This window comes from Vibrio sp. R10-SG3-ISO3, assembly GCF_059834225.1.
The window spans coordinates 46181-66588 of sequence record NZ_JCBDHE010000051.1 but is presented as its reverse complement, the minus strand read 5'-3'; the positions used below and the strand labels follow the sequence as shown (position 1 = coordinate 66588).

17 protein-coding genes are annotated in these 20408 nt (G+C 49.2%); 6 read left to right on the top strand and 11 right to left on the bottom strand.

The features are described 5' to 3' along the window. Window positions 1-47 precede the first annotated feature (47 nt). Window positions 48-1970, bottom strand: coding sequence for a DEAD/DEAH box helicase (locus AC6R1A_RS16270; RefSeq protein ID WP_487901641.1), 1923 nt, complete (start codon window positions 1968-1970; stop codon window positions 48-50). A 352-nt stretch (window positions 1971-2322) separates the two neighbouring features. Between AC6R1A_RS16270 and rnb the strand changes: the two genes are divergently transcribed. After that, window positions 2323-4329 carry an exoribonuclease II gene (gene rnb, locus AC6R1A_RS16265; protein WP_500632368.1) on the top strand — a complete coding sequence of 669 codons (2007 nt, stop codon included), beginning with the start codon at window positions 2323-2325 and terminating at the stop codon, window positions 4327-4329. A 48-nt stretch (window positions 4330-4377) separates the two neighbouring features. Here rnb and AC6R1A_RS16260 read toward each other — a convergent pair whose 3' ends face one another. Next, window positions 4378-4734, bottom strand: coding sequence for a DUF3024 domain-containing protein (locus tag AC6R1A_RS16260; protein WP_500625543.1), 357 nt, complete (start codon window positions 4732-4734; stop codon window positions 4378-4380). Between the two features lie 163 nt (window positions 4735-4897). On the opposite strand from AC6R1A_RS16260, the gene AC6R1A_RS16255 reads away from it, so the two are divergent. Then, on the top strand, window positions 4898-5746 hold the full coding sequence (locus tag AC6R1A_RS16255) for a phosphate ABC transporter substrate-binding protein (protein ID WP_500630826.1): 849 nt from the start codon (window positions 4898-4900) through the stop codon (window positions 5744-5746). A 52-nt stretch (window positions 5747-5798) separates the two neighbouring features. Here the strand turns inward: AC6R1A_RS16255 and AC6R1A_RS16250 are convergent, their stop codons facing one another. Next, window positions 5799-7334 (bottom strand): GGDEF domain-containing protein, encoded by a 1536-nt coding sequence (locus AC6R1A_RS16250; RefSeq protein ID WP_500646201.1) that lies wholly within the window; start codon window positions 7332-7334, stop codon window positions 5799-5801. Window positions 7335-7520: 186 nt separating this feature from the next. Beyond that, entirely contained in the window at window positions 7521-8645 is a 1125-nt protein-coding gene (gene malK, locus AC6R1A_RS16245) for a maltose/maltodextrin ABC transporter ATP-binding protein MalK (protein ID WP_500629966.1), read from the bottom strand. A 649-nt stretch (window positions 8646-9294) separates the two neighbouring features. Between malK and malE the strand changes: the two genes are divergently transcribed. The 3 genes from malE (at window position 9295) to malG (ending at window position 13026) form a co-directional block, all read left to right on the top strand. Then, a complete protein-coding gene (gene malE / locus AC6R1A_RS16240; protein ID WP_334551527.1) occupies window positions 9295-10476 on the top strand; it encodes a maltose/maltodextrin ABC transporter substrate-binding protein MalE in 1182 nt (393 codons plus the stop codon). 73 nt (window positions 10477-10549) lie between these two features. Further along, on the top strand, window positions 10550-12124 hold the full coding sequence (malF, locus tag AC6R1A_RS16235; protein WP_500632636.1) for a maltose ABC transporter permease MalF: 1575 nt from the start codon (window positions 10550-10552) through the stop codon (window positions 12122-12124). An 11-nt stretch (window positions 12125-12135) separates the two neighbouring features. After that, window positions 12136-13026 (top strand): maltose ABC transporter permease MalG, encoded by an 891-nt coding sequence (malG, locus tag AC6R1A_RS16230; RefSeq protein ID WP_500632637.1) that lies wholly within the window; start codon window positions 12136-12138, stop codon window positions 13024-13026. Window positions 13027-13362: 336 nt separating this feature from the next. On the opposite strand, the gene AC6R1A_RS16225 is transcribed toward malG, so the two are convergent. Together AC6R1A_RS16225 and AC6R1A_RS16220 are read right to left on the bottom strand one after the other, a co-directional pair. Next, complete coding sequence (locus AC6R1A_RS16225; protein WP_500625569.1) at window positions 13363-13641, bottom strand: hypothetical protein; 279 nt, start codon at window positions 13639-13641, stop codon at window positions 13363-13365. A gap of 142 nt (window positions 13642-13783) precedes the next feature. Then, complete coding sequence (locus AC6R1A_RS16220; protein WP_500632638.1) at window positions 13784-14668, bottom strand: LysR family transcriptional regulator; 885 nt, start codon at window positions 14666-14668, stop codon at window positions 13784-13786. Between the two features lie 143 nt (window positions 14669-14811). On the opposite strand from AC6R1A_RS16220, the gene AC6R1A_RS16215 reads away from it, so the two are divergent. Further along, on the top strand, window positions 14812-15720 hold the full coding sequence (locus tag AC6R1A_RS16215; protein WP_500632639.1) for an NmrA family NAD(P)-binding protein: 909 nt from the start codon (window positions 14812-14814) through the stop codon (window positions 15718-15720). 44 nt (window positions 15721-15764) lie between these two features. On the opposite strand, the gene AC6R1A_RS16210 is transcribed toward AC6R1A_RS16215, so the two are convergent. The 5 genes from AC6R1A_RS16210 to AC6R1A_RS16190 form a co-directional block, all read right to left on the bottom strand. Continuing rightward, window positions 15765-16250: an acyl-CoA thioesterase gene (locus AC6R1A_RS16210; protein WP_500632640.1), complete on the bottom strand. Its 486-nt coding sequence runs from the start codon at window positions 16248-16250 to the stop codon at window positions 15765-15767. Between the two features lie 75 nt (window positions 16251-16325). Continuing rightward, a complete protein-coding gene (locus AC6R1A_RS16205; protein WP_500632641.1) occupies window positions 16326-16532 on the bottom strand; it encodes a hypothetical protein in 207 nt (68 codons plus the stop codon). 131 nt (window positions 16533-16663) lie between these two features. After that, window positions 16664-18106, bottom strand: a complete 1443-nt coding sequence (locus tag AC6R1A_RS16200) for a glyceraldehyde-3-phosphate dehydrogenase (RefSeq protein WP_500632642.1) — start codon at window positions 18104-18106, stop codon at window positions 16664-16666. 474 nt (window positions 18107-18580) lie between these two features. After that, on the bottom strand, window positions 18581-19033 hold the full coding sequence (locus AC6R1A_RS16195) for a dCMP deaminase family protein (protein ID WP_334551540.1): 453 nt from the start codon (window positions 19031-19033) through the stop codon (window positions 18581-18583). A gap of 94 nt (window positions 19034-19127) precedes the next feature. Then, window positions 19128-20405 (bottom strand): cytosine deaminase, encoded by a 1278-nt coding sequence (locus AC6R1A_RS16190; protein ID WP_500632643.1) that lies wholly within the window; start codon window positions 20403-20405, stop codon window positions 19128-19130. Window positions 20406-20408 lie beyond the last annotated feature (3 nt).

Genomic DNA, 20408 nt, shown 5'->3' with positions numbered 1-20408 from the left:
AAAAAAGGTACGCAATGCGTACCTTTTTCTTATTTAACCAATGAAGATTAAGCTTCAGAGTGACGTGCTTTACCATGACCGCGTTCGCCACGGTAGTTACCACGGTGATCACCACCACGGTTACGGTCGAAGCGACGCTCGCCATCACGGCCACCTTCGCGATGACCACGACCACCTTCACGGTTGCCACGGTAACCACCTTCGCGGTTGCCATCACGACCACGGTGACCACCAAAGCCACCTTCGCGACGTCCGCCTTCACGGCGACCACCGTCACGACGTCCACGAGGCTCGCGGAAGTCGTCAAAATCACAGACCACTGCATCCACTTGCTTCTGACGAATACGCAGCTTGCGAAGTTTGCTTGCCGTGTCAGAAGACATCGCTTTTGGCAACTGAACGTACGTTTCGCCTTGAGCTAGCTTGATCGCACCGATAGAGCCTTTAGTTAGACCCAACTCGTTCGCCAATGCGCCAACGATGTCTTTCACTTGTACGCCTTGCTCGCGACCCACTTGCAATTGGTAAGTATCCCAATCTTGGGTGTTAAAGTTGCGCTCACGACCACCTTCGCGACGACCATCACGGCCACCTTCACGGCGCTCTTTACGACGTTGCTTGTCACGCTCAATCGCTTCAACCATTGGGTCTTCACCAATGTAGAATAGCGGGCGTTTACCTTGCTGACGTTTCAGTAAGATAGCCGCTAGCGTGCTTGCGTCAATCTCTAGCGTGGTTTGAAGCTGTTCAACCAGTTCCGCAAATTTGTCTAGAGACTTGTGCTCTTTCTCACCAGCAAGTTCTTCACCAAGTTTTACAAGGCGCGCTTGGGCAACTTGGTCACGCAGTGGCAGTTGAATCTCTTCCATAGAAGATTTAGTCACGCGCTCGATGGTGCGTAGCATGCGCATTTGGTTAGTACGCACAAGCAGGATCGCTTTACCTTTACGTCCAGCACGGCCAGTACGGCCGATACGGTGGATGTAGGACTCAACATCGAATGGGATGTCGTAGTTAAATACGTGTGTGATACGTGGTACATCAAGACCACGAGCGACAACGTCGGTCGCAACCAGAATATCAATCACACCTTGTTTGATGTGATCTACCGTGCGCTCACGCAATGATTGAGGGATGTCACCGTGCAGTGCCGCCGCTTTAAAGCCACGTGCAGATAGCCAGTCAGCCAAGCGCTCAGTATCTTGACGAGTACGAACGAACACGATAGAGGCATCTGTCTCTTCTGTTTCAAGCATGCGAGACATCGCTTCGTCTTTTTCTACGCCTTTCACGACCCAGAATTGCTGCTCTACTTTATCAACGGTGTGGTTCTTACCCGCGACGTCGATCATCACAGGCTCACGAAGGAAACGCTCAACGATGTTTTTCAACATTGGAGGCATAGTCGCAGAGAAAAGAACGCGCTGTGCAGATGAAGGCGCGTGCTCCATGATCGCTGTTACATCGTCAACAAAGCCCATGTTGAGCATTTCATCTGCTTCATCAAGGACAAAGGTGTGTACTTCATCGAGGTGCAGACGGTCGCGGTTAATCAGATCTTGAACACGACCTGGAGTACCGACGATGATGTGCGCGCCATTTTTAAGCGCTCGCATTTGGTCAACGATGGACGTACCACCGTAGATTTCCAATACCTTTAGACCTTGGATGTTTTTACCGAGGTTTTTCACTTCCGCTGCAACCTGGATAGCCAGTTCACGGGTAGGAGCAAGAACGATCGCTTGAGGCTTGCGCTGAGCAAGGTCAAGTTTGTTCAACAAAGGTAGAGAGAAAGCCGCTGTTTTACCGGTACCGGTTTGTGCTTTACCTAGTGCGTCAGAGCCTTCCATCAGGTGAGGGATTGCTGCTGCTTGGATAGGAGTTGGAGATACAAAGCCCATTCCGTCTAGAGCGGATAGGATGGCGTCGTTCAGTGACAAGTCACTAAACTTGATTACAGAATCTGTCATTGGGATCCTACTATATTAATTCAACTAAAGGTCCCATGAGCTCTACCAATTCCAATATCAATCCAGAAAGAGCTGATTCCGTTCAGATGCGGATGAGTCGTAAATCGCATCAAGCCACTAGGGACGTAAACAAGGGTGCGAATTATTCCTGAAAAACATAACAAAAGCCAGAAAAACTTGAGTTTCATCACAAAAAATTCTCAAAACTGAACTGGGTGTTCATGAAAGCGTCATCTTCGCTGCCTTTTTCAGCGCTTTGCGCGGCTTTTGCTCGCTTGTCATCGGCGTGAGGTGGTTTGGTCGAGGCGGCAATGTTATAGTGTGCGCAATTTTTTTGCTTAGAAATGTATCCATGTTCCAAGACAATCCGCTACTCGCTCAGCTCAAGCAGCAAATCCAAGAAACCCTTCCGAAAAAAGAAGGCACGATTAAAGCCACCGAGAAAGGGTTCGGCTTTCTCGAAGTCGACAGCAAGACCAGCTTCTTTATTCCACCACCGTACATGAAAAAATGTCTGCATGGGGATAAAGTCAAAGCCATCATTCGTACTGAAAAAGAGCGCGAAGTCGCTGAACCGGAAGAGCTATTGGATCAGGGCTTAACGCGCTTCATCGGCCGTGTGAAATGGTTCAAAGGAAAACTGAACGTTGCGCCGGATCATCCTCAGCTGAAAAAGTTGTCTCTGAAAGCGAAAACGCGTAAAGGCATTAAAAGCGATGATTTGAAAGAGGGCGACTGGGTTGTTGCTCACTTAATTCGTCATCCGCTCAAGGGTGACAATGGCTTTTTTGTTGAAATCTCACAAAAAATCACCGATGCAGACGACAAAATTGCGCCGTGGTGGGTGACGTTAGCGCAAAATGACTTGCCCAACAGTGAGCCAGCAGGTATCGACCACTGGGAACTCAAAGACGACGCTGACCTTGAGCGTGTCGATATGACTGACGTTCCGTTTGTGACGATTGATGGCGCGTCGACCAAAGATATGGACGATGCGTTGTACGCGAAGAAAACGGAATCGGGCGATTTTGAACTGACGATCGCGATTGCCGATCCTACCGCGTACATCACTCCAGATAGTGACATGGATAAAGTCGCGCGTGAGCGTGGTTTTACCATTTACTTGCCTGGGCGCAACATCCCAATGTTGCCGCGTGATCTTGCCGATGATCTCTGCTCTTTGATTGAAGGTGAGCAGCGCCCGGCGCTGTGCTGTCGTGTGACGGTAAGTAAAGATGGCGTGATCGGTGATGACATTCAGTTCTTTGCCGCGCACATTCAGTCTCATGCGCGTTTGGTGTATGACCAGCTATCTGATTGGTTAGAGACCGGCCACTGCAACAATTGGCAACCGGATGAGACCATTGCGCAAGTGGTTCAAGATCTCTACCAGTTCTCATTGGCACGTGCGCAATGGCGTGAGACGCACGCGGTTGTGTTCCCCGACCGTCCTGACTATCGCTTCGAATTGAGTGAAGACAACGATGTGGTTGCCATTCATGCGGATATGCGCCGCTGCGCGAACCGTTTGGTAGAAGAAGCGATGATCACCGCCAATATTTGTGCGGGTCGAACGCTGCAAGCGAGTTTTGATTCAGGTGTATTCAACACCCACGCCGGCTTCAAGCCAGAGAAGATCGCGGACGTGGTAAACTTGGTTAACCCAGAAGGTGAGCTACCCTTTACGGCAGAGTCTATTGCGACCTTAGAAGGTTTTGCTGAGTTGCGTCGCTGGTTGGCGGCACAAGAGACCTCTTACCTAGATAACCGCATTCGTAAATACCAAGCTTACAGCGAAATTGGCAATCAACCTCTTCCGCACTATGCGATGGGCTTAAACTTATACGCCACGTGGACCTCACCGATTCGTAAGTACGGCGACATGATTAACCATCGTATGCTTAAGGCTCACATCTTAGGGAAAGCGCCGGTACAAATGGCAGACGAAACCGTGGGTGAAGAGCTTGCGCTGCACCGTAAGCATCATAAAATTGCTGAGCGTAATGTGGGTGATTGGTTGTATGCGCGCACACTGGCGTCAGAGGTGGAAAAAGCGACGCCTTTCCATGCAGAGATCTTCGATGTTTCTCGCGCTGGGCTACGCGTGAGACTACTAGAAAATGGCGCAGCAGCGTTTATTCCAGGCTCATTGATTCTCGCCAACAAAGAGCGCCTCGCGTGCGATGGCGAACAAGGCACAGTGAGCATCGACAACGAGGTGATTTATCGATTGGGCGATGTGCTTGAAGTGGTGCTCAATGAGGTGAACCAGGAGACGCGAAGCCTGGTTGCCAAACCGACTCAAGTCTTTGCGGATGTGGTCGCTGCGCCTGAAACGCAAGAGAGCCCGGCGTCGTAAACCCAAAGAGCAAGATACGTGTTGTTAAGGGAGCCTCGGCTCCCTTTTTTAGTCCCAAAATACGGCTTTAGGATCTTTATCGACTTCTCGCATGATGGCGGTGAGGTCGAGGCTAGGGGGAAGATAGGGGTAGGGAGTCCAACTCTCTTGGTCAGAGTCTTCCTGTGACAGCATAAAGAGCTGCCAAGCGCCGAGGTCGTCATTCCAATCCACTTTCGCTACCGGTGACATGTATTCGCAGTGGTTGGAATCGAGTAAAAAGAATTGTTTGATGAACACCACACCTTGCCCAGCCATTTCATAGCTGGCTTTGCCAAATTCAGCGGGTAAGCTTTGATTGCGATGCTTACAGATCATTTCCGCGCGCCTTTGGGCTTGTTTTTGTAGCAAACTGACTAGTCCCATTCTCACTCCATGACGTGAAGTCTCATGCATGCGCACTCTGTGTAGTAAGTACTTAAGCATAGACCGATTACGAATACAGTGCGCCTGAATCGATTTTCACAAAATTGTCATCTTATCGAAATATGATAGCGGCTGTTATCTGCCTAATTGTTTGGAGAAAGTTATGTTTCGCATTGCGTTGACCACTTTGATGTCAACAGTCGTGGCCTTTTCTGCGTGGTCTGCTGAGGTCAATATTTCTGGCTCGACTTCTGTCGCGCGTGTCATGGATGTTTTGGCAGAGGATTACAACAAAGCCCACCCCGAAACTTACATTGCGGTGCAAGGTGTCGGTTCGACCGCTGGGATCACGCTAGTGAAAAAAGGCGTGGCCGATTTGGGGATGAGTTCGCGCTATTTGACGGAAAGTGAGCTCGACGCGTCGTTGTCTGTATTAACCATCGCCTATGACGGCTTAGCGGTCGTAGTCAACCAAGCGAACCCAGTGAAAAACGTCACGCGCGATCAGTTGTTTGATATCTACAAAGGCAAGATCACCAACTGGAAAGATGTCGGTGGCCCGGATCAACGCATTGCAGTGGTGACCCGAGAAGATTCGTCAGGTTCGCGTTACAGTTTTGAAAGTCTCCTTGGCCTTACAAGAGTGATCAAAGGCCGTTTGGTGTCTGATATCAGCCCGAACAACTTGGTGGTGAACAGCAATAGCATGGTGAAAACCATCGTTAACCACAATAAACAGGCGATTGGTTTTATTTCGACGGGATCGATTGATAACTCGGTCAAAGCGATTCAGTTTGAAGGCACTGAATCCAACAACGACAATATTGCCAGTGGCCAATATGAGCTGGCTCGTCCTTTCATCATTTTGTACAAGACGGAATCGATTGATGACGAGAGCCAAGCCTTTGTCGACTATCTCACCAGCAGCGCGGCGAAAAAACGCATTGAAGAGTACGGCTATGTGGCAGTGGATAAGTCTCAAGAACCGATAGAGCCGCGTGATAGCGAGTAAAACGCAGCTAGGGGATATAAGATGAAAGGCGCCAATAGGCGCCTTTCGTTTGTCATTTGGTCAGCCAACCTGCGGCATCTTCTATGTGGTAGACGCGATTTTTGCCCTCGTTTTTGGAACGGTAGAGCGCGTTGTCCGCTGCGGTAAACAGGTTTTTCGAGTTGTAATGGGTCTGCTCATCGGACGTGACAATACCGATACTCAGCGTAATGTCATGGTGCTGACTGAACTCAAGCTGGGTAAACGCGTCACGTAGTCTCTCAGCGTAGTGCTTACCGTCTGCCGGCGTTAAGTTCGGGCAAAGGACAATAAACTCATCGCCACCCCAGCGGCCTACATGGTCATAGGCGCGAGTATGATTGAGAAGAAATTGCGCGGTTTGTCTGAGGACTTGATCGCCCACTCCGTGCCCCTTGTGGTCGTTGACCGCTTTGAAATTATCCAAATCAATCAAAAACACGGAGAGAGGGTCGCAAGTGCGGTGACTTCTTTGTAGCTCTTTGCGCAACATATCGTCCATCACACTGCGGTTGTAGAGTTGAGTGAGGTGATCTTTTTCGGCGCGCTGCTTGAGGTCGAGCGTTGGTTGCAAGTCTCGGACGATACACACGGCTCGGTTCTGGTTAATGTCACTGCCAGAGGCAATCGCCACTGCCAAATCCAACTGCTTGCCCGTCTTGGACATCCCCTGAATGTTTGATCGGTGCTGCTCCATGCGGCGATGTTTGGCTTTGTTCATAAAGTCGATACGGTATTGCTTGTGTTTCTCTCTTAGCTCGGGCGAAACTAAATCTTCGACTTTACGCTGGGTGAGCTCTTCAAAACTGTATTGAAACAGCTGGCAAGCCTTCTTGTTGGCGTAGAGGATTTGGCCGTTGTCTTCAATGTAGAGCATTCCATCAGGCGACACATCAAAGATCGCATTGAGTTCATGAGCCAAACGATACGAGCGTCGAGAAGTCTTAAAGATATACAAGCTTGCGCCCAATATGATGGGGATCATCAGCATGTTGAAGGCTAACGTGTAGCGAATGGATTGATAGACATCCTTCTCTGCCTCGACAGCAGTTTTGGCTAAGTGAGGTTCCAGTGAGTCTTGCATTGATTTTAGTGCGGTCGCCGCTGCGATATCATTCACCGCGACGATCTCATCCACTTCCGCACTGGTTAGGGTATAGGGCAGCGAGCGGGCGAGATCGAGTTTGGCTTTGTATTCATTTAAGGTGTTGGAGAGGATCTGAATTTCGGTTGAGAGGTCGTTGCTGGTTTGCATCTTCGCCAGTTCACTGAGCAACTGATGTGATTGCTCGTAACTGGCAATGGCCGCGTGATAGTAGCTGTCATCGCGTCTGAGGACGTAGTTTTTAAAGTGGTGGATGAAGCCAAGGTAACCAATGCTGCTTTCTATCTCGGTGAGCTTACGGGCCATATCGAAATGCTGAGGCGTCTGTTCGACCACCATCGCTTCAACACGTTTGAGTGCGCCGTACTGCGTGGTGACATACGCGACCAACAATAGGTTGAGCCCCATTGCAATCGCGATGATACACAACAGAGTCCGACGGATGTCGGAAACTTGCTTTTCCATTTTATTCTTCTCACTAGCCAACTATTGAACAGTATAGTCATACAACTGAGTAAGTATAATACCCACAATAAGAATATATGAAATTACTTGCAATATTGTAGATTAATGGGTTAGAAGATGTGAGGCAGGCATAAAAAAGCCCAGCGATGAAGGCTGGGCAGAAGGACAATAAACGGTATCTCGGTTTTAAGCGCTAGGGAGCGCGACACCCGCTTCTTGGTGAAGACGGCGACAGGCTCGGCCATCACTGTGGAACAGATGGCAGCGATGCGCAGGGATGCCAACCGCTATGGTATCTCCCGGATCAACATCCAACGTGTCTGGTTGACGGTAAATCATGTCCGCATCCGCAGCGTCGATGTGCATGTAGACTTGGGTTTCGTTACCCAGTTTCTCAACGATGTTGACTTCACCTTCAATCACGGCGTCACCCTCACCGGCAGGCAACAAGTGCTCAGGGCGAACCCCTAGTGACATACGCTCACCTCGATTGACGGTCGTCCCATCGACTGGAATCCAGAATGTGGTGCCGTTAGCAAGTTGAACCATCACGCGCTCTTTTTCCACTTCTTCGATAAAGACGCTCATGAAGTTCATTTTTGGTGAGCCGATAAAGCCAGCGACAAAACGGTTTTGTGGGTAATGGTAAAGCTCAAGTGGTTGACCAACTTGCGATACATAACCACCATCGAGGACCACAATCTTGTCGGCCATGGTCATCGCTTCGACTTGGTCGTGCGTTACATAGATCATGGTGCAGCCAAGCTTACGTTGCAACTTGGTAATCTCAGAGCGCATCTGAACACGCAGCGCGGCATCAAGGTTAGACAGCGGTTCATCAAGCAAGAACACGTTAGGCTGAGAGACCAGCGTACGACCAATGGCCACGCGTTGGCGCTGACCACCGGAAAGCGCTTTCGGTTGGCGCTCTAACAGGTGGCTCAATTGCAGGATTTCTGCTGCGTGCTCGACGCGCTTATCAATTTCTGCTTTGTTCGCTTTTGCCAGTTTGAGACCAAAAGACATGTTGTCGTAAAGGTTTAAGTGTGGGTAGAGCGCGTAAGACTGGAATACCATGCCCACGCCGCGCTTAGAAGGTTCAACCTCGTTCATTCGCTCATCACCGATGTACAGATCACCGGAGGTGATGTCTTCTAAACCGGCGATACAACGCAATAAGGTGGATTTACCACAACCTGATGGACCCACGAAGACAACAAACTCGCCCTCTTGGATTTCCAAATCAACGTTCTTTGAAATAAGTACGTCACCGTAAGCTTTACATACATTTTTTAACGTGACACTCGCCATCTAGCTCGTCCTCGATCAATATTTTTGTTTTACTGCTCAACATTATATGAATTATCTGGCAAGCAATAATAGTAGGAATTCAGGTAAGGTGAACTTGAGTGTAAGAAAAAATGGGTGACGGAGTCGCTCACATCACCCATCAAGCCAATTAAGGTTTGCTTCCCCCGTGTGAAACAAGCGTCTCCCCCGTATCAAATCAGTTTCCTGAACAATCACGTGCTTGCACCATCACAGCAAACCCTGCGGCATTGCAACCAGCTATTGCGTAAAAACACGTCGCTGGAAAGGGTTCTTACCATCCACTCTTGGATGTCTGTAGTTTGCGAGAAACCGATCACGCCGACATCCTCCCGACACAATTAATTGTAGGGGGAGTAGAGGGGGAGGAGGCTTAGGGGGGAGGAAAAGGCGTAGCGAGATCGAGTTCAAATTATTGCTTGCGGTAAGCATGAATCTGATCACATTACTGGCTGGTTTTGTGATTTGGGTCGCCAACCTTCGTCGATGGTGATCACGAAAATAGGCCATAATACGGAGGGCGTAGGGAGCAGGAGGATGAGTTACTTGTCACGATGGCTAAAAATATATGTCGAAATACGGCGAATCCTCTGGTGACGCCCTACAACACAAATATAAAAAGGATATGAACATGAAAAACGCCCTAAGCGCAGTAGCACTCGGTACTCTTGTTGCTCTTGGCTCATTCGGTGCAAGTGCTGCTATCGAAGAAGGTCAACTTACCATCTGGATCAACGGCGATAAAGGTTATAACGGACTTGCTGAAGTTGGTAAAAAGTTTGAAGAGGATACGGGTATCAAGGTGACCGTCGCTCACCCAGATGCACTGCAAGACAAGTTCCCTCAAACGGCTTCTACTGGCGATGGCCCTGATATTGTGTTTTGGGCGCACGACCGCTTTGGTGGTTACGCAGAAGCGGGTCTTCTTGCTGAAATCAAGCCTTCCCAAGCAATCAAAGACGGCATCGTTGATTTCGCGTGGGATGCAGTGAAGTACGACGGTAAACTTATCGGTTACCCAATCGCCGTTGAGTCATTGTCTCTTATCTACAACAAAGATTTGGTTCCTAACCCACCAAAAACGTGGGAAGAAGTGGAAGCACTAGACGCTGAGCTGAAGAAAAACGGCAAGAAAGCGATCATGTGGAACCTAAAAGAACCGTACTTCACATGGCCACTTATGGCGGCTGATGGCGGTTACGCATTCAAATACGGTTCAGCGGGTTACGACGTGAAAGACGCGGGTATCGCGAACGAAGGCGTAAAAGACGCGATGAACTTTGTTAAAGGCCTAGTCGACAAAGGCGTGATCTCTTCTGATATGGATTACTCTGTGTCTGAGTCTGCGTTTAACCAAGGTAATGTTGCGATGACCATCAACGGTCCTTGGGCATGGGGTAACGTTGAGAAGTCAGGCATCAACTACGGCGTAGCCACACTACCTAAATTCCAAGGTCAATCGTCTAAGCCATTCGTTGGTGTATTGACTGCAGGTATCAGCACAGCGTCACCAAACAAAGACCTTGCGGTTGAGTTCATTGAAAACTACCTACTGACCAACGACGGTCTACGCAAAGTGAACGATGACAAGCCACTGGGCGCGGTAGCGTTGAACTCGTTCCAACGTGAGCTTGATTCTGACCAACGCATTGCAGCGACAATGGACAACGCAATGAACGGCGAAATCATGCCAAACATCCCTCAGATGAACGCTTTCTGGGGCAGCGCGAAAAATGCGATCATTAACATCGTTGATGGCCGTCAAACTGTGGATGCAGCACTTGCAGACGCAGAGAAACAAATGACTAAGTAATTGTTCGACCTTTTGAGGAGGGGGTAACCCCTCCTTCATTTCTCTTTTTTGTTTATCGCTAGCAGGTTCTCATATGCAGTCAGTTCAAGGTACAGATGCCATGGCATCACCCACAACGAGCTTGCCTACAAGTAAAAACGTATTCATCAAATGGGCGTTGCTAGGCAGTGTCGGTATCGTTAACGGATACGCAACCATTCTAATGTATTCTCGTGGTGAGATGGCGTTTGCGCTGCTCACAGTTATTCTTACCGCGCTCGCACTGTTTATCTTTGGTAGTAAAAAGACCTACGCCCACCGCTATATCTATCCAGGTATCGCGGGGATGATCCTTTTCATTCTTTTTCCTTTGGCGTACACAATCGGTCTTGCATTTACAAACTACAGTGCGAAAAACCAATTGTCCTTCGACCGTGCGCAAACGGTTCTGCTTGATCGAACCTACCAAAGTGGTCAGAGCTACTCCTTCTCTCTCTACAACACGGGAACAGGGCATAAAATCGCGATTGAAGATGGCGAACAGCTGCTCGTGACGCAAGAGTTTGATTTGGCCAATGTCACCACAACGGACATGGATCTCACGCCTGTCACCAATGTGGATGGCGAACCTGAAGCGATCAAAACCATTATTCAAAACCGCCCGGTGCTCAATGGCTTAGACTTGCATTTACCGAGCGGTGAAGACATCCGCATGAGCGGTTTACGTAAGTTTGCTGCCGTGGTTCCTCTATACACCCTGCAAGAGGATGGCGAGGCGTTGTACAACAACCGTACTGGTGAAATGCTACGCCCGAACATGGATGTCGGCTTCTATCAGCCGGTGGATGAGCAGGGGCAGTTTGTCGGTAATACTGTCTCGCCGGGCTTTATCGTCACCATAGGGACTGACAACTTTGAGCGTGTCTGGAAAGACGACGGCATCAAAGAACCGTTTATCAGTATTTTCATCTGGACGGTTGTCTTTTCAGCGGTCAGCGTGGGCTTAACCGTCATCATCGGCTTGATCCTCGCCAGCATTGTTCAGTGGGAAGCATTACGAGGCCGCGCGATTTACCGTGTGCTGCTTATCTTGCCTTACGCGGTGCCTGCGTTTATCTCTATCCTGATTTTCAAAGGTTTGTTTAACCAAAGCTTTGGTGAAGTGAACATGGTGCTTGAGGCCTTCTTCGGTATCAGCCCATCTTGGTTCTCAGATCCGATTATGGCGAAAATGATGATTCTTATTGTCAACACCTGGCTTGGTTTCCCTTACATGATGATCTTGTGTATGGGTCTATTGAAAGCGATTCCAGACGATCTTTACGAAGCGTCTGCGATTGATGGTTCCAATTTCGTCTCGAACTTTACCAAGATTACCTTGCCATTGATGATCAAGCCGTTGACACCGCTGCTCATCGCAAGTTTTGCGTTTAACTTCAATAACTTTGTATTGATTCAGCTGTTGACGCAAGGTGGTCCAAACATGATTGGTACCTCCGAGCCGGCGGGCTACACCGACCTACTGGTGAACTACACGTACCGCATCGCGTTTGAAGGTGCAGGCGGTCAAGACTTCGGTCTGGCGAGTGCCATCGCGACGCTTATTTTCCTATTGGTGGGTGCACTTGCGCTACTCAACCTACGTGTCACGAAAGTTGCTCAAGATTAAGGAGGCTCATTATGGCTATGGTACAAGGTAAGTCATTAAAATACCGCGTTTGGGCAACACACATTGCAATGTGGGCGTTCCTATCGCTAATTATCTTCCCGCTGTTGATGATCGTCGCTATCTCATTCCGCGAAGGTAACTTCGCAACGGGTAGCATCATTCCAGATAATCCATCGTTGGAGCACTGGAAACTCGCACTGGGTTTCTCGGTCACCAACGCAGATGGTAGCGTGACACCACCACCGTTCCCAGTGTTAACCTGGCTGTGGAACTCGGTCAAAGTGGCGGGCATTTCATCTATTTTGATTGTGTGTCTATCGACTACTTCGGCGTACGCCTTTGCCCGAATGAAGTTCAAAGGTAAGAACACCATCTTGAAAGCGATGATGATCTTCCAAATGTTCCCAGCCGTTTTGGCGTTGGTGGCACTCTACGCTCTGTTTGATAAGCTCGGCCAGTACATCCCATTCTTGGGCTTGAATACTCACGGTGGTTTGATCTTCTCTTACCTCGGTGGTATCGCACTGCATGTTTGGACCATCAAAGGCTACTTTGAAACCATTGATGGCTCGCTAGAAGAAGCGGCAGCGCTTGACGGTGCAACGCCATGGGAAGCGTTCCGATTGGTTCTACTGCCATTGTCTGTGCCGATTCTTGCGGTGGTGTTCATCCTCTCGTTTATCATGGTTGTGGGTGAAGTTCCGGTGGCGTCGTTACTGCTTTCTGATGTAAACTCTTACACGTTAGCGGTTGGTATGCAGCAATATCTCTACCCGCAAAACTACCTCTGGGGTGATTTTGCCGCGGCAGCAGTGTTGTCCGCATTACCAATAACCATCGTATTCTTACTTGCGCAGCGCTGGTTGGTCGGAGGATTAACCGCCGGTGGTGTGAAAGGCTAATAAGAACGATAAGGGCGACCGCGAGGTCGCCCATTTTGTTTCTTCACTTAACATTCTTGGTTTGGCCGCCGATCCGTTAAGCGAAGAGCAGTCCTGGCGTTACGCATAGCTGGCTGTTAGCAAGATTCCTTACTATTTTTACTTCTAACAGTTTTTGTAACCAAAACCCGAACTTGTTCGGGTTTTTTTATAGGACAAATTCAAGATAAATGAATAGGTTAGAGGCAGTATAGCGACCGATAATATCCCGCATAGTAGTGTTGAGAATCACTGCGAGCAACGGAGCATATTTATCTGAAAGGTGCGCCAGTAGTTACATGGAGCTGAGAAGTGGCTCTAGAACTCTCGGTTTGAAGGGGCGCAGCCGACGTATTGCAACAGCACATAGACGCTTTCTTGAGAGAGCGCGACTTTGCGAAACAGATCGGCAAACACGTCATCACCGCCAAAGCAGGTGCGGATGTAGTGGTTTATCTCTTGCGGGTTATACCCTTCCACATACAGTGTCCGTACCCATTGGTACTCTACTGCGCGTGGGTCTGAAATGGTCGATTCACTGAGCGTGGTTTCACTGACGTTCAATGGGGTTTCCTTCCGATCTTGGCGGATTGTCATCATAAGCCTAGCCATAGGCGTGTGGGTTCCCATCCAAGCGATGAAAACGTTTGCGGATTTAACCAAAACTAGATGAAGGAATGATGACAGTATGATGTCATTGCCGTGAAGGGCATGTCAGGCCTCAGTTCGCGCTACCTCTCTAATCAAACGCATTGCCTTTTTGTTTGAGAAATTTAATCAAGGTTCTCACACGGAGTGGCATCAGGGCTTTCTCCTGATAAACCGCATACATAGGAATTTCACGGTCATGAAGATGAGGTAAAATCCGCACAAGCTGACCGGCATCTAGCTCTTCTTTAATCATAAAACTGGGCATGATGGCAAATCCTAACCCGTTGAGCACAAATTGCTTCACTGCGTTGGCGGTGCGAACTTGCACCTTAGGTTGATGTGCCAGTCGGGTGACTTCACCTTGTTGATTGGTTAAAACCAAGTGCTTATCACCGTGGACGATGTGATGACTTATCCAGTCAAGATTGACTAAGTCCTTCAGATCTTCAATTTTCCCGACGCGTTTTAAGTAATCCGGCGAGGTGCAAATCATGTCGCGGAAAAAGCCAATTTTGGTGGCATAGAGACGAGAGTCCTCAAGCGCTGAAGAGGCTCGCAGTGCAATGTCACAACGCGACTCAATCAGATTGCTGTAGCTATCACTTTCAATAATATCGAGTCGAATATCGGGATATTGGCGAATGAACTCGCTCAGTAGTTCGACCATCGCATTGCTGGGGGTGGAGATTCGAATGGTGCCACTTGGGGTTTGGTTCCCGGTGAGTGTCTCACTGTTGGCTTCTTTGGCAATATCGTTGATCGCTCGGCATTTTTCGTAGTAGCGCTGACCGGCATCGGTGAGAGATAGCGAACGGGTTGTGCGGTGAAGCAGGCGTGTGTTCAACGAACGTTCTAAGCGAGTGACAATCTGCGACACTCTTGCCTTACCAAGACCTAGCGCCTCGGCTGCCTGAGTAAAGGACTGTTTCTCTGCCACCATGGCAAACACCAACATATCGTCAAGGGAGATCATGACTTTCACTGTTTATTATTAATAAACAATAAGTTTAATAATTGGCTAATTATTTATCAAATTAATAATTATATAGTCAGTTCATCCCATGACAGGCTGAAGGAGTCTGTCGTTTTGGAACAGTTAGAGAAACGGAGAATATCATGATGTCAGATCGTAAATATTTGGTGACCGGCGCATCCGGTAAGTTAGGTTCAGCAGTAGTAGAGCAACTTCTTAGCTCAGGCGCGTTAACAGCGCAGCAATTGATCGTCACCACCCGTGACAGAGCGAAGTTGAGCTCGCTGGTCGAGTTGGGTGTGGACGTGAGAGAAGCAAATTTTTCTGATCCGAGCTCGTTAGAGCAGGCCTTTGACGGGGCGAATAGCCTACTGTTAGTCAGCATTGATTTGTCTGCGGGCGCTCGCACCCAGCCGCACCTCAACGCAGTTAACGCTGCGAAAAAAGCGGGCGTCGACCATCTTATCTATACGTCTATGCCAGCGCCGAGCCAGTCACCGGTTATGTTTGCTCATGAACATGAGGCGACCGAAGCGGCGATCGTTCAAAGTGGTATCGACAATACCGTGATTCTTCGCAACAACTGGTATTTTGAAAATCTACCTGAGTACTTTGCCAGTACGTTACAAACGGGCCATTGGTTGACGTCTGCCGGTAATGGCAAAACAGCGCAACTTTCTCGTCGCGATCTCGCGATGGCGGCTGCGGCGGCGTTGGTGAAAGCCCCTTCAGGACATCAAGTATTGACTCTGAATGGGCCCGAGTCACTGACTAATGATGAAATGGCGCATATCATGGATCGCATCTTGGGTACGTCAATCAATATGGTGCACTTGAGTGACGATGAATTTCGTTCTCAACTGACGTCATTCCAACTACCAGAGCCTGTTATTGAGCTGTGTGTTACGATGGACCAGCACAATCGAGGTCTCTTTTCGGATGGCAGCAGTGATGAGTTTGTTGCCCTGACAGGCTCTCAACCGCAAACGTTCGAACAGTGGTTAACAAATCATAGAACGGAACTGAGAAAGTTGGCTAATCTTGATGGCTAATCGATAGAATGAGAGGGGGAACTGCAAGTGCCCCCTGTTGATGTCTATTTGAGGTATTTGACGTGCGCTTCCATCTCTTCGCCGATTTCTTTACGCATGTTCATTAAGCGGATCGCTGAGTCGCGCAGTTTAATATCATCGGCAGTCTCGGGAATCCACTCAGGGACAGGTGATGGCTTTCCATGCTCGTCTACCGCGACCATGATGACAATGCAGTGTGTGGTGAGGCGATTTTTCATCTCTTTAGGGTCGCTGGCTTGCACGTCAATGGCGATGTGCATCGATGAGGTGCCGGTGTAGATCACTTTGGCACTTACTTCGACCAAGTTGCCAACATGGATTGGCGCTACAAAACGAATTCCGCCCGCGTAGGCAGTAATGCAGTACTTACCGCTCCATGCGGCGGCATTGGCGTAGGCCGCTAAATCTATCCACTTCATGACTGCGCCGCCGTGGACCTTACCGCCAAAATTGACGTCACTCGGCTCGGCCAGAAAACGCAGTGTAATGTCCCTTTTCCCATGGCTCATATACTCTTCCTTTTTATTATCTTGAGCAAGCAGGGTATAGAGTTAGCACACTTTTTGGTCGAGGTGCAAACTTAACTAGCGCTGGACCTCTTCATAGTCACCTTCAATCGTGTTGCCGCTTTTATTGGCGGATGGTTCAGTGCGTGAAAATGCAGCTGAATGCTGAAGTCGTTTGCCAGCGAAAATCGCAGCGATGGTCAACGGAATAGCAAGGATAAGGCTCATTATCAAAGTAAACATGCCAACAAACAGGGCGAAGATAGTGGTCATTGCGCGTGCCATATAGGACTCCTCTTAATGTGAGAGGCTATCGTACTGAAGGCGGTATGAATGAAAGATGAATGAAAAAGGCCGCTGCATTGATGCAGCGGCAATTCGGGGGGGATTATTATTGTTGTGGAGTTGAATTGAGATTAAGCGCGGCTTTGTGGGAACGTGGGATAGCGAACGCCCATCATTTGTTCCATACAGTGGACAACCTGGCAGCTATAGCCAAACTCATTGTCATACCAAATGTAAAGCACGCAGCGGTTGTCTTGCGCTATGGTAGCTGCGCCATCGACGACGCCAGCAAAACGAGAACCGACCAAATCACTCGAGACGACTTCGGTGGAATCCGTATAGTCCATCTGGGCAGACAGGCTTGAGTTCAACGCGGCATCACGAAGATACGCGTTGAGTGAGGCTTTGTCGGTGCCTTGGGCCAAGTTGAGGTTCGCGACTGCCATCGAGACGTTCGGAGTCGGAACGCGAATGGCATTGCCCGTGAGCTGGCCCGCCAATTCAGGTAGGGCTTTAGCGACCGCTTTAGCCGCGCCGGTTGACGTTAGAACCATATTTAGCGACGCGCTGCGACCACGACGTTCGCCTGAGTGGAAATTGTCAATCAAGTTTTGGTCATTGGTAAAAGAATGCACGGTTTCGATATGGCCAGAGAGAATGCCGTACTGGTCATTGACCGCTTTGAGCACCGGCGTAATCGCATTGGTCGTGCAACTGGCTGCGGAGACTATGGTGTCATCCGCTTCGATTTCATCGTGATTCACACCAAAGACGATGTTTTTGATTTCACCTTTGCCTGGAGCGGTCAGCAGCACCTTACTCGCACCCGGGCAGGCCAAATGTTGACTCAAGCCTTCGGCGTCACGCCACACGCCCGTATTGTCGACCACTAACGCATTTTGAATACCGTAAGCGCTGTAATCGACGTCTTGAGGTTGGTTGGCATAGATGAATTGAATGTAGTTGCCGTTCACAATCAGCGCTTTGCGCTCTTCATCGACAATGATGCTGCCATTAAATTGGCCATGAACAGAGTCACGTCGTAGTAGACTCGCACGCTTGGCTAAATCACCCTGCTTTCCGCCTCGTACGACCACTGCACGCAAACGTAATGGATAACCCGGGCCGGATTTTTCGACCAACAAGCGGCTTAGAAGTCGCCCAATTCGACCAAAACCATACAACACCACATCGCGAGGTGTCGGCACCGTGTTGCCATTCATCGCGCCGACCAGCGCCGTGTGCAGAAAGTCACTGACGCCGTGGGCATCATCGCGACCTTGCCAAAATTGGTGGGCGAGTTGGCCGACATCAATACGACATGGTGACAGAGCCATGGTTGAGAGCGCTTGAATCAGAGGCAGGGTTTGTTCTGTGCTCAGCGGCTTTCCGGTGTAGTGACGAGCGAGCCGATGCGCTTTGATGATGTCGATGGTGGCGGCGTTGACCAGTGTTTTGCCAAACAGCAGCACTTCAACACCTTTTTGTCGGTAAAGTTGGCTGAGTAAAGGGGAGATCGTTTCAGCAATCGTTTGGCTTTTCTGCCAGTCTAGAAGGTGATGTTCTGGACTCATGGTTTAGGGGACCTTTCACGTTTTAGGGCTGATGCTGTATTAAGTTGGGGGCTCAATACAGCGATAGGGTTGTAACTATTTTGTAATTTTTATGCGGCAGGATTGTAATGGCTAATATCTTATTCTGCTAGTAAAAATAATGTCGGTGGTTATCACTAGATAACGTCGACATTGCAGAGGTTGATCACGTTAAGAATCAGTAGAAGTGCCTATTGACAAAAAATGAAGAGCGCAGTTAATTCGCGACAAAAAATACTTGTGACACGTCGTTGATGCAATCTTACCGGCAAGGTACACAAGGAATGCGTTTTAACTCATGGAATCTACAGATTTGGTAAACAAAACGCGATCTTAAAGCGGTAAACCAAGGTCGAACGTGAGTGGGGGCGTGATGTCTTTAAGTGTCGATGAGTAAGAATGAAAAAAACGGAGCGCTGTGGGCTCCGTTTTGGGGATAAATGGGTCGAGAAAAGTCTATGGTCTTGGGATCAGATCATCGAGCGGCAACCAGTTCACTTTCACACCCGCTTGTAAGAACATGTCTTGGCTGACTTTGATCTTGTCACCCCAGCGAGAGAGAAAATCCTCAGTTTGCTCTGGGCAGTGCACCGAGGAGATGCCAGTCTGAATGATCTTCGCTGCACAGTTTGGGCACGGAAAGTGAGTCACCCAGATCTCGCAGCCATCTAAATCTCGCTTAGCAAACAAAATGGCATTTTCTTCGGCATGCAGCGTCTTTAGATACTTCATGTCTCTGTCATCCGTATTGGCACTGTCGGAAATGCCATGTGGATAGCCATTAAAGCCGACAGAAACGATGCGGTTCTGTTTTGTAATGACGGCGCCGACTTGAGTCGAAGGATCTTTACTCCAAGAGCCAACCAATTCTGCCATTTGGTAAAAACGTTGCGCCCACTTAGATATCATCAAAGCTTCCTCAAACAAATTAGATGGATAGGGTTGCTGACTAATATCCTTGTTTCGACGCCATTAGTCCAGCCCCACCTAGCCAATCCTATCGTTAACGGGTGAAATCGACCGCTTCACGCTCCTCGAGGTGAATATGCGTGGTTGCGGGTTGAGTCTCAGCGATCACTTTGCCGCCACGAATCGAATAACGCACTGGAACTTGACGTCTGACCGCATCGAAGCCGTTTTCGGCTTCAAGCAGCAGCAGGTTACCCGGTTTGCCCACTTCAATGCCGTAACGCTCTGTGATGTTGAGGGTACGCGCGGAGTGGTGGCTAATCAGCGCCAGTGACTGGTTGATTTGATCGTAACCCATCACTTGGCACACATGCAGCCCCATATGGAGCACTTGCAACATGTTGGCGGTGCCGAGTGGATACCAAGGGTCAAACACATCATCGTGGCCAAAACAGACATTAATGTTTGCGGCTAACATCTCTTTCACGCGTGTGACGCCACGGCGTTTAGGGTAGTCGTCAAATCGACCTTGAAGGTGAATGTTGACCAGCGGGTTAGCGACAAAATTGATGCCCGACATGCGTAGCAGTCGGAACAGTCGTGACGCGTAAGCGCCATTGTATGAACCCATTGCCGTCGTGTGGCTTGCGGTGACCTTGTGCCCCATATCGAACTTGTGAGCCAATGCGGCTACGGTTTCGACGAAGCGTGATTGCTCATCATCAATTTCGTCACAGTGCACATCAATCAGACGGTCGTATTGTTGTGCTAGCTCGAAGACGTAATGCAGCGATTCGACACCATACTCGCGCGTAAACTCAAAGTGCGGGATAGCACCAATCACATCGGCGCCTAGTTTGACTGCTTCTTCAAGCAATGCTTTACCATTAGGGTAGGAGAGGATGCCTTCTTGTGGAAAGGCGACGATTTGGATATCTACCCAAGGTCGCATCTCTTCACGCACTTCAATCATTGCTTTTAGCGCAACCAGAGTCGGATCAGAGACATCCACGTGAGTACGCACATGCTGCACACCGTTTGCAATCTGCCACTTTAACGTCTGTTTGGCGCGCTGCTTTACATCCTCAATAGAGAGCAGCTGCTTGCGTTCTGCCCAGCGCTCGATGCCCTCAAATAGCGTGCCCGAGATATTCCAGTTCGGTTCACCAGCCGTTTGAGTTGTGTCTAGGTGAATGTGTGGTTCGCAAAAGGGTTCGACGGCCATCGCCCCTTGTCCATCCAGCGTTTCCCCCTCAAAGTTGATAGGGGAGTTCGCATCGGTGATGGACGAAATGTGTCCATCTTCAATAAGAATCTGTTTAAGGCCGCTTTGCGCCTCAAGCGTGACGTTTTTGATCAGTAGCGATGGCATGCG

Coding starts and splice junctions, on each gene's coding strand:
- AC6R1A_RS16270 (WP_487901641.1), bottom strand. CDS start 1,970: ATGACAGATTCTGTAATCAAGTTTAGTGACTTGTCACTGAACGACGCC.
- rnb (WP_500632368.1), top strand. CDS start 2,323: ATGTTCCAAGACAATCCGCTACTCGCTCAGCTCAAGCAGCAAATCCAA.
- AC6R1A_RS16260 (WP_500625543.1), bottom strand. CDS start 4,734: ATGGGACTAGTCAGTTTGCTACAAAAACAAGCCCAAAGGCGCGCGGAA.
- AC6R1A_RS16255 (WP_500630826.1), top strand. CDS start 4,898: ATGTTTCGCATTGCGTTGACCACTTTGATGTCAACAGTCGTGGCCTTT.
- AC6R1A_RS16250 (WP_500646201.1), bottom strand. CDS start 7,334: ATGGAAAAGCAAGTTTCCGACATCCGTCGGACTCTGTTGTGTATCATC.
- malK (WP_500629966.1), bottom strand. CDS start 8,645: ATGGCGAGTGTCACGTTAAAAAATGTATGTAAAGCTTACGGTGACGTA.
- malE (WP_334551527.1), top strand. CDS start 9,295: ATGAAAAACGCCCTAAGCGCAGTAGCACTCGGTACTCTTGTTGCTCTT.
- malF (WP_500632636.1), top strand. CDS start 10,550: ATGCAGTCAGTTCAAGGTACAGATGCCATGGCATCACCCACAACGAGC.
- malG (WP_500632637.1), top strand. CDS start 12,136: ATGGCTATGGTACAAGGTAAGTCATTAAAATACCGCGTTTGGGCAACA.
- AC6R1A_RS16225 (WP_500625569.1), bottom strand. CDS start 13,641: ATGACAATCCGCCAAGATCGGAAGGAAACCCCATTGAACGTCAGTGAA.
- AC6R1A_RS16220 (WP_500632638.1), bottom strand. CDS start 14,668: ATGATCTCCCTTGACGATATGTTGGTGTTTGCCATGGTGGCAGAGAAA.
- AC6R1A_RS16215 (WP_500632639.1), top strand. CDS start 14,812: ATGATGTCAGATCGTAAATATTTGGTGACCGGCGCATCCGGTAAGTTA.
- AC6R1A_RS16210 (WP_500632640.1), bottom strand. CDS start 16,250: ATGAGCCATGGGAAAAGGGACATTACACTGCGTTTTCTGGCCGAGCCG.
- AC6R1A_RS16205 (WP_500632641.1), bottom strand. CDS start 16,532: ATGGCACGCGCAATGACCACTATCTTCGCCCTGTTTGTTGGCATGTTT.
- AC6R1A_RS16200 (WP_500632642.1), bottom strand. CDS start 18,106: ATGAGTCCAGAACATCACCTTCTAGACTGGCAGAAAAGCCAAACGATT.
- AC6R1A_RS16195 (WP_334551540.1), bottom strand. CDS start 19,033: ATGATATCTAAGTGGGCGCAACGTTTTTACCAAATGGCAGAATTGGTT.
- AC6R1A_RS16190 (WP_500632643.1), bottom strand. CDS start 20,405: ATGCCATCGCTACTGATCAAAAACGTCACGCTTGAGGCGCAAAGCGGC.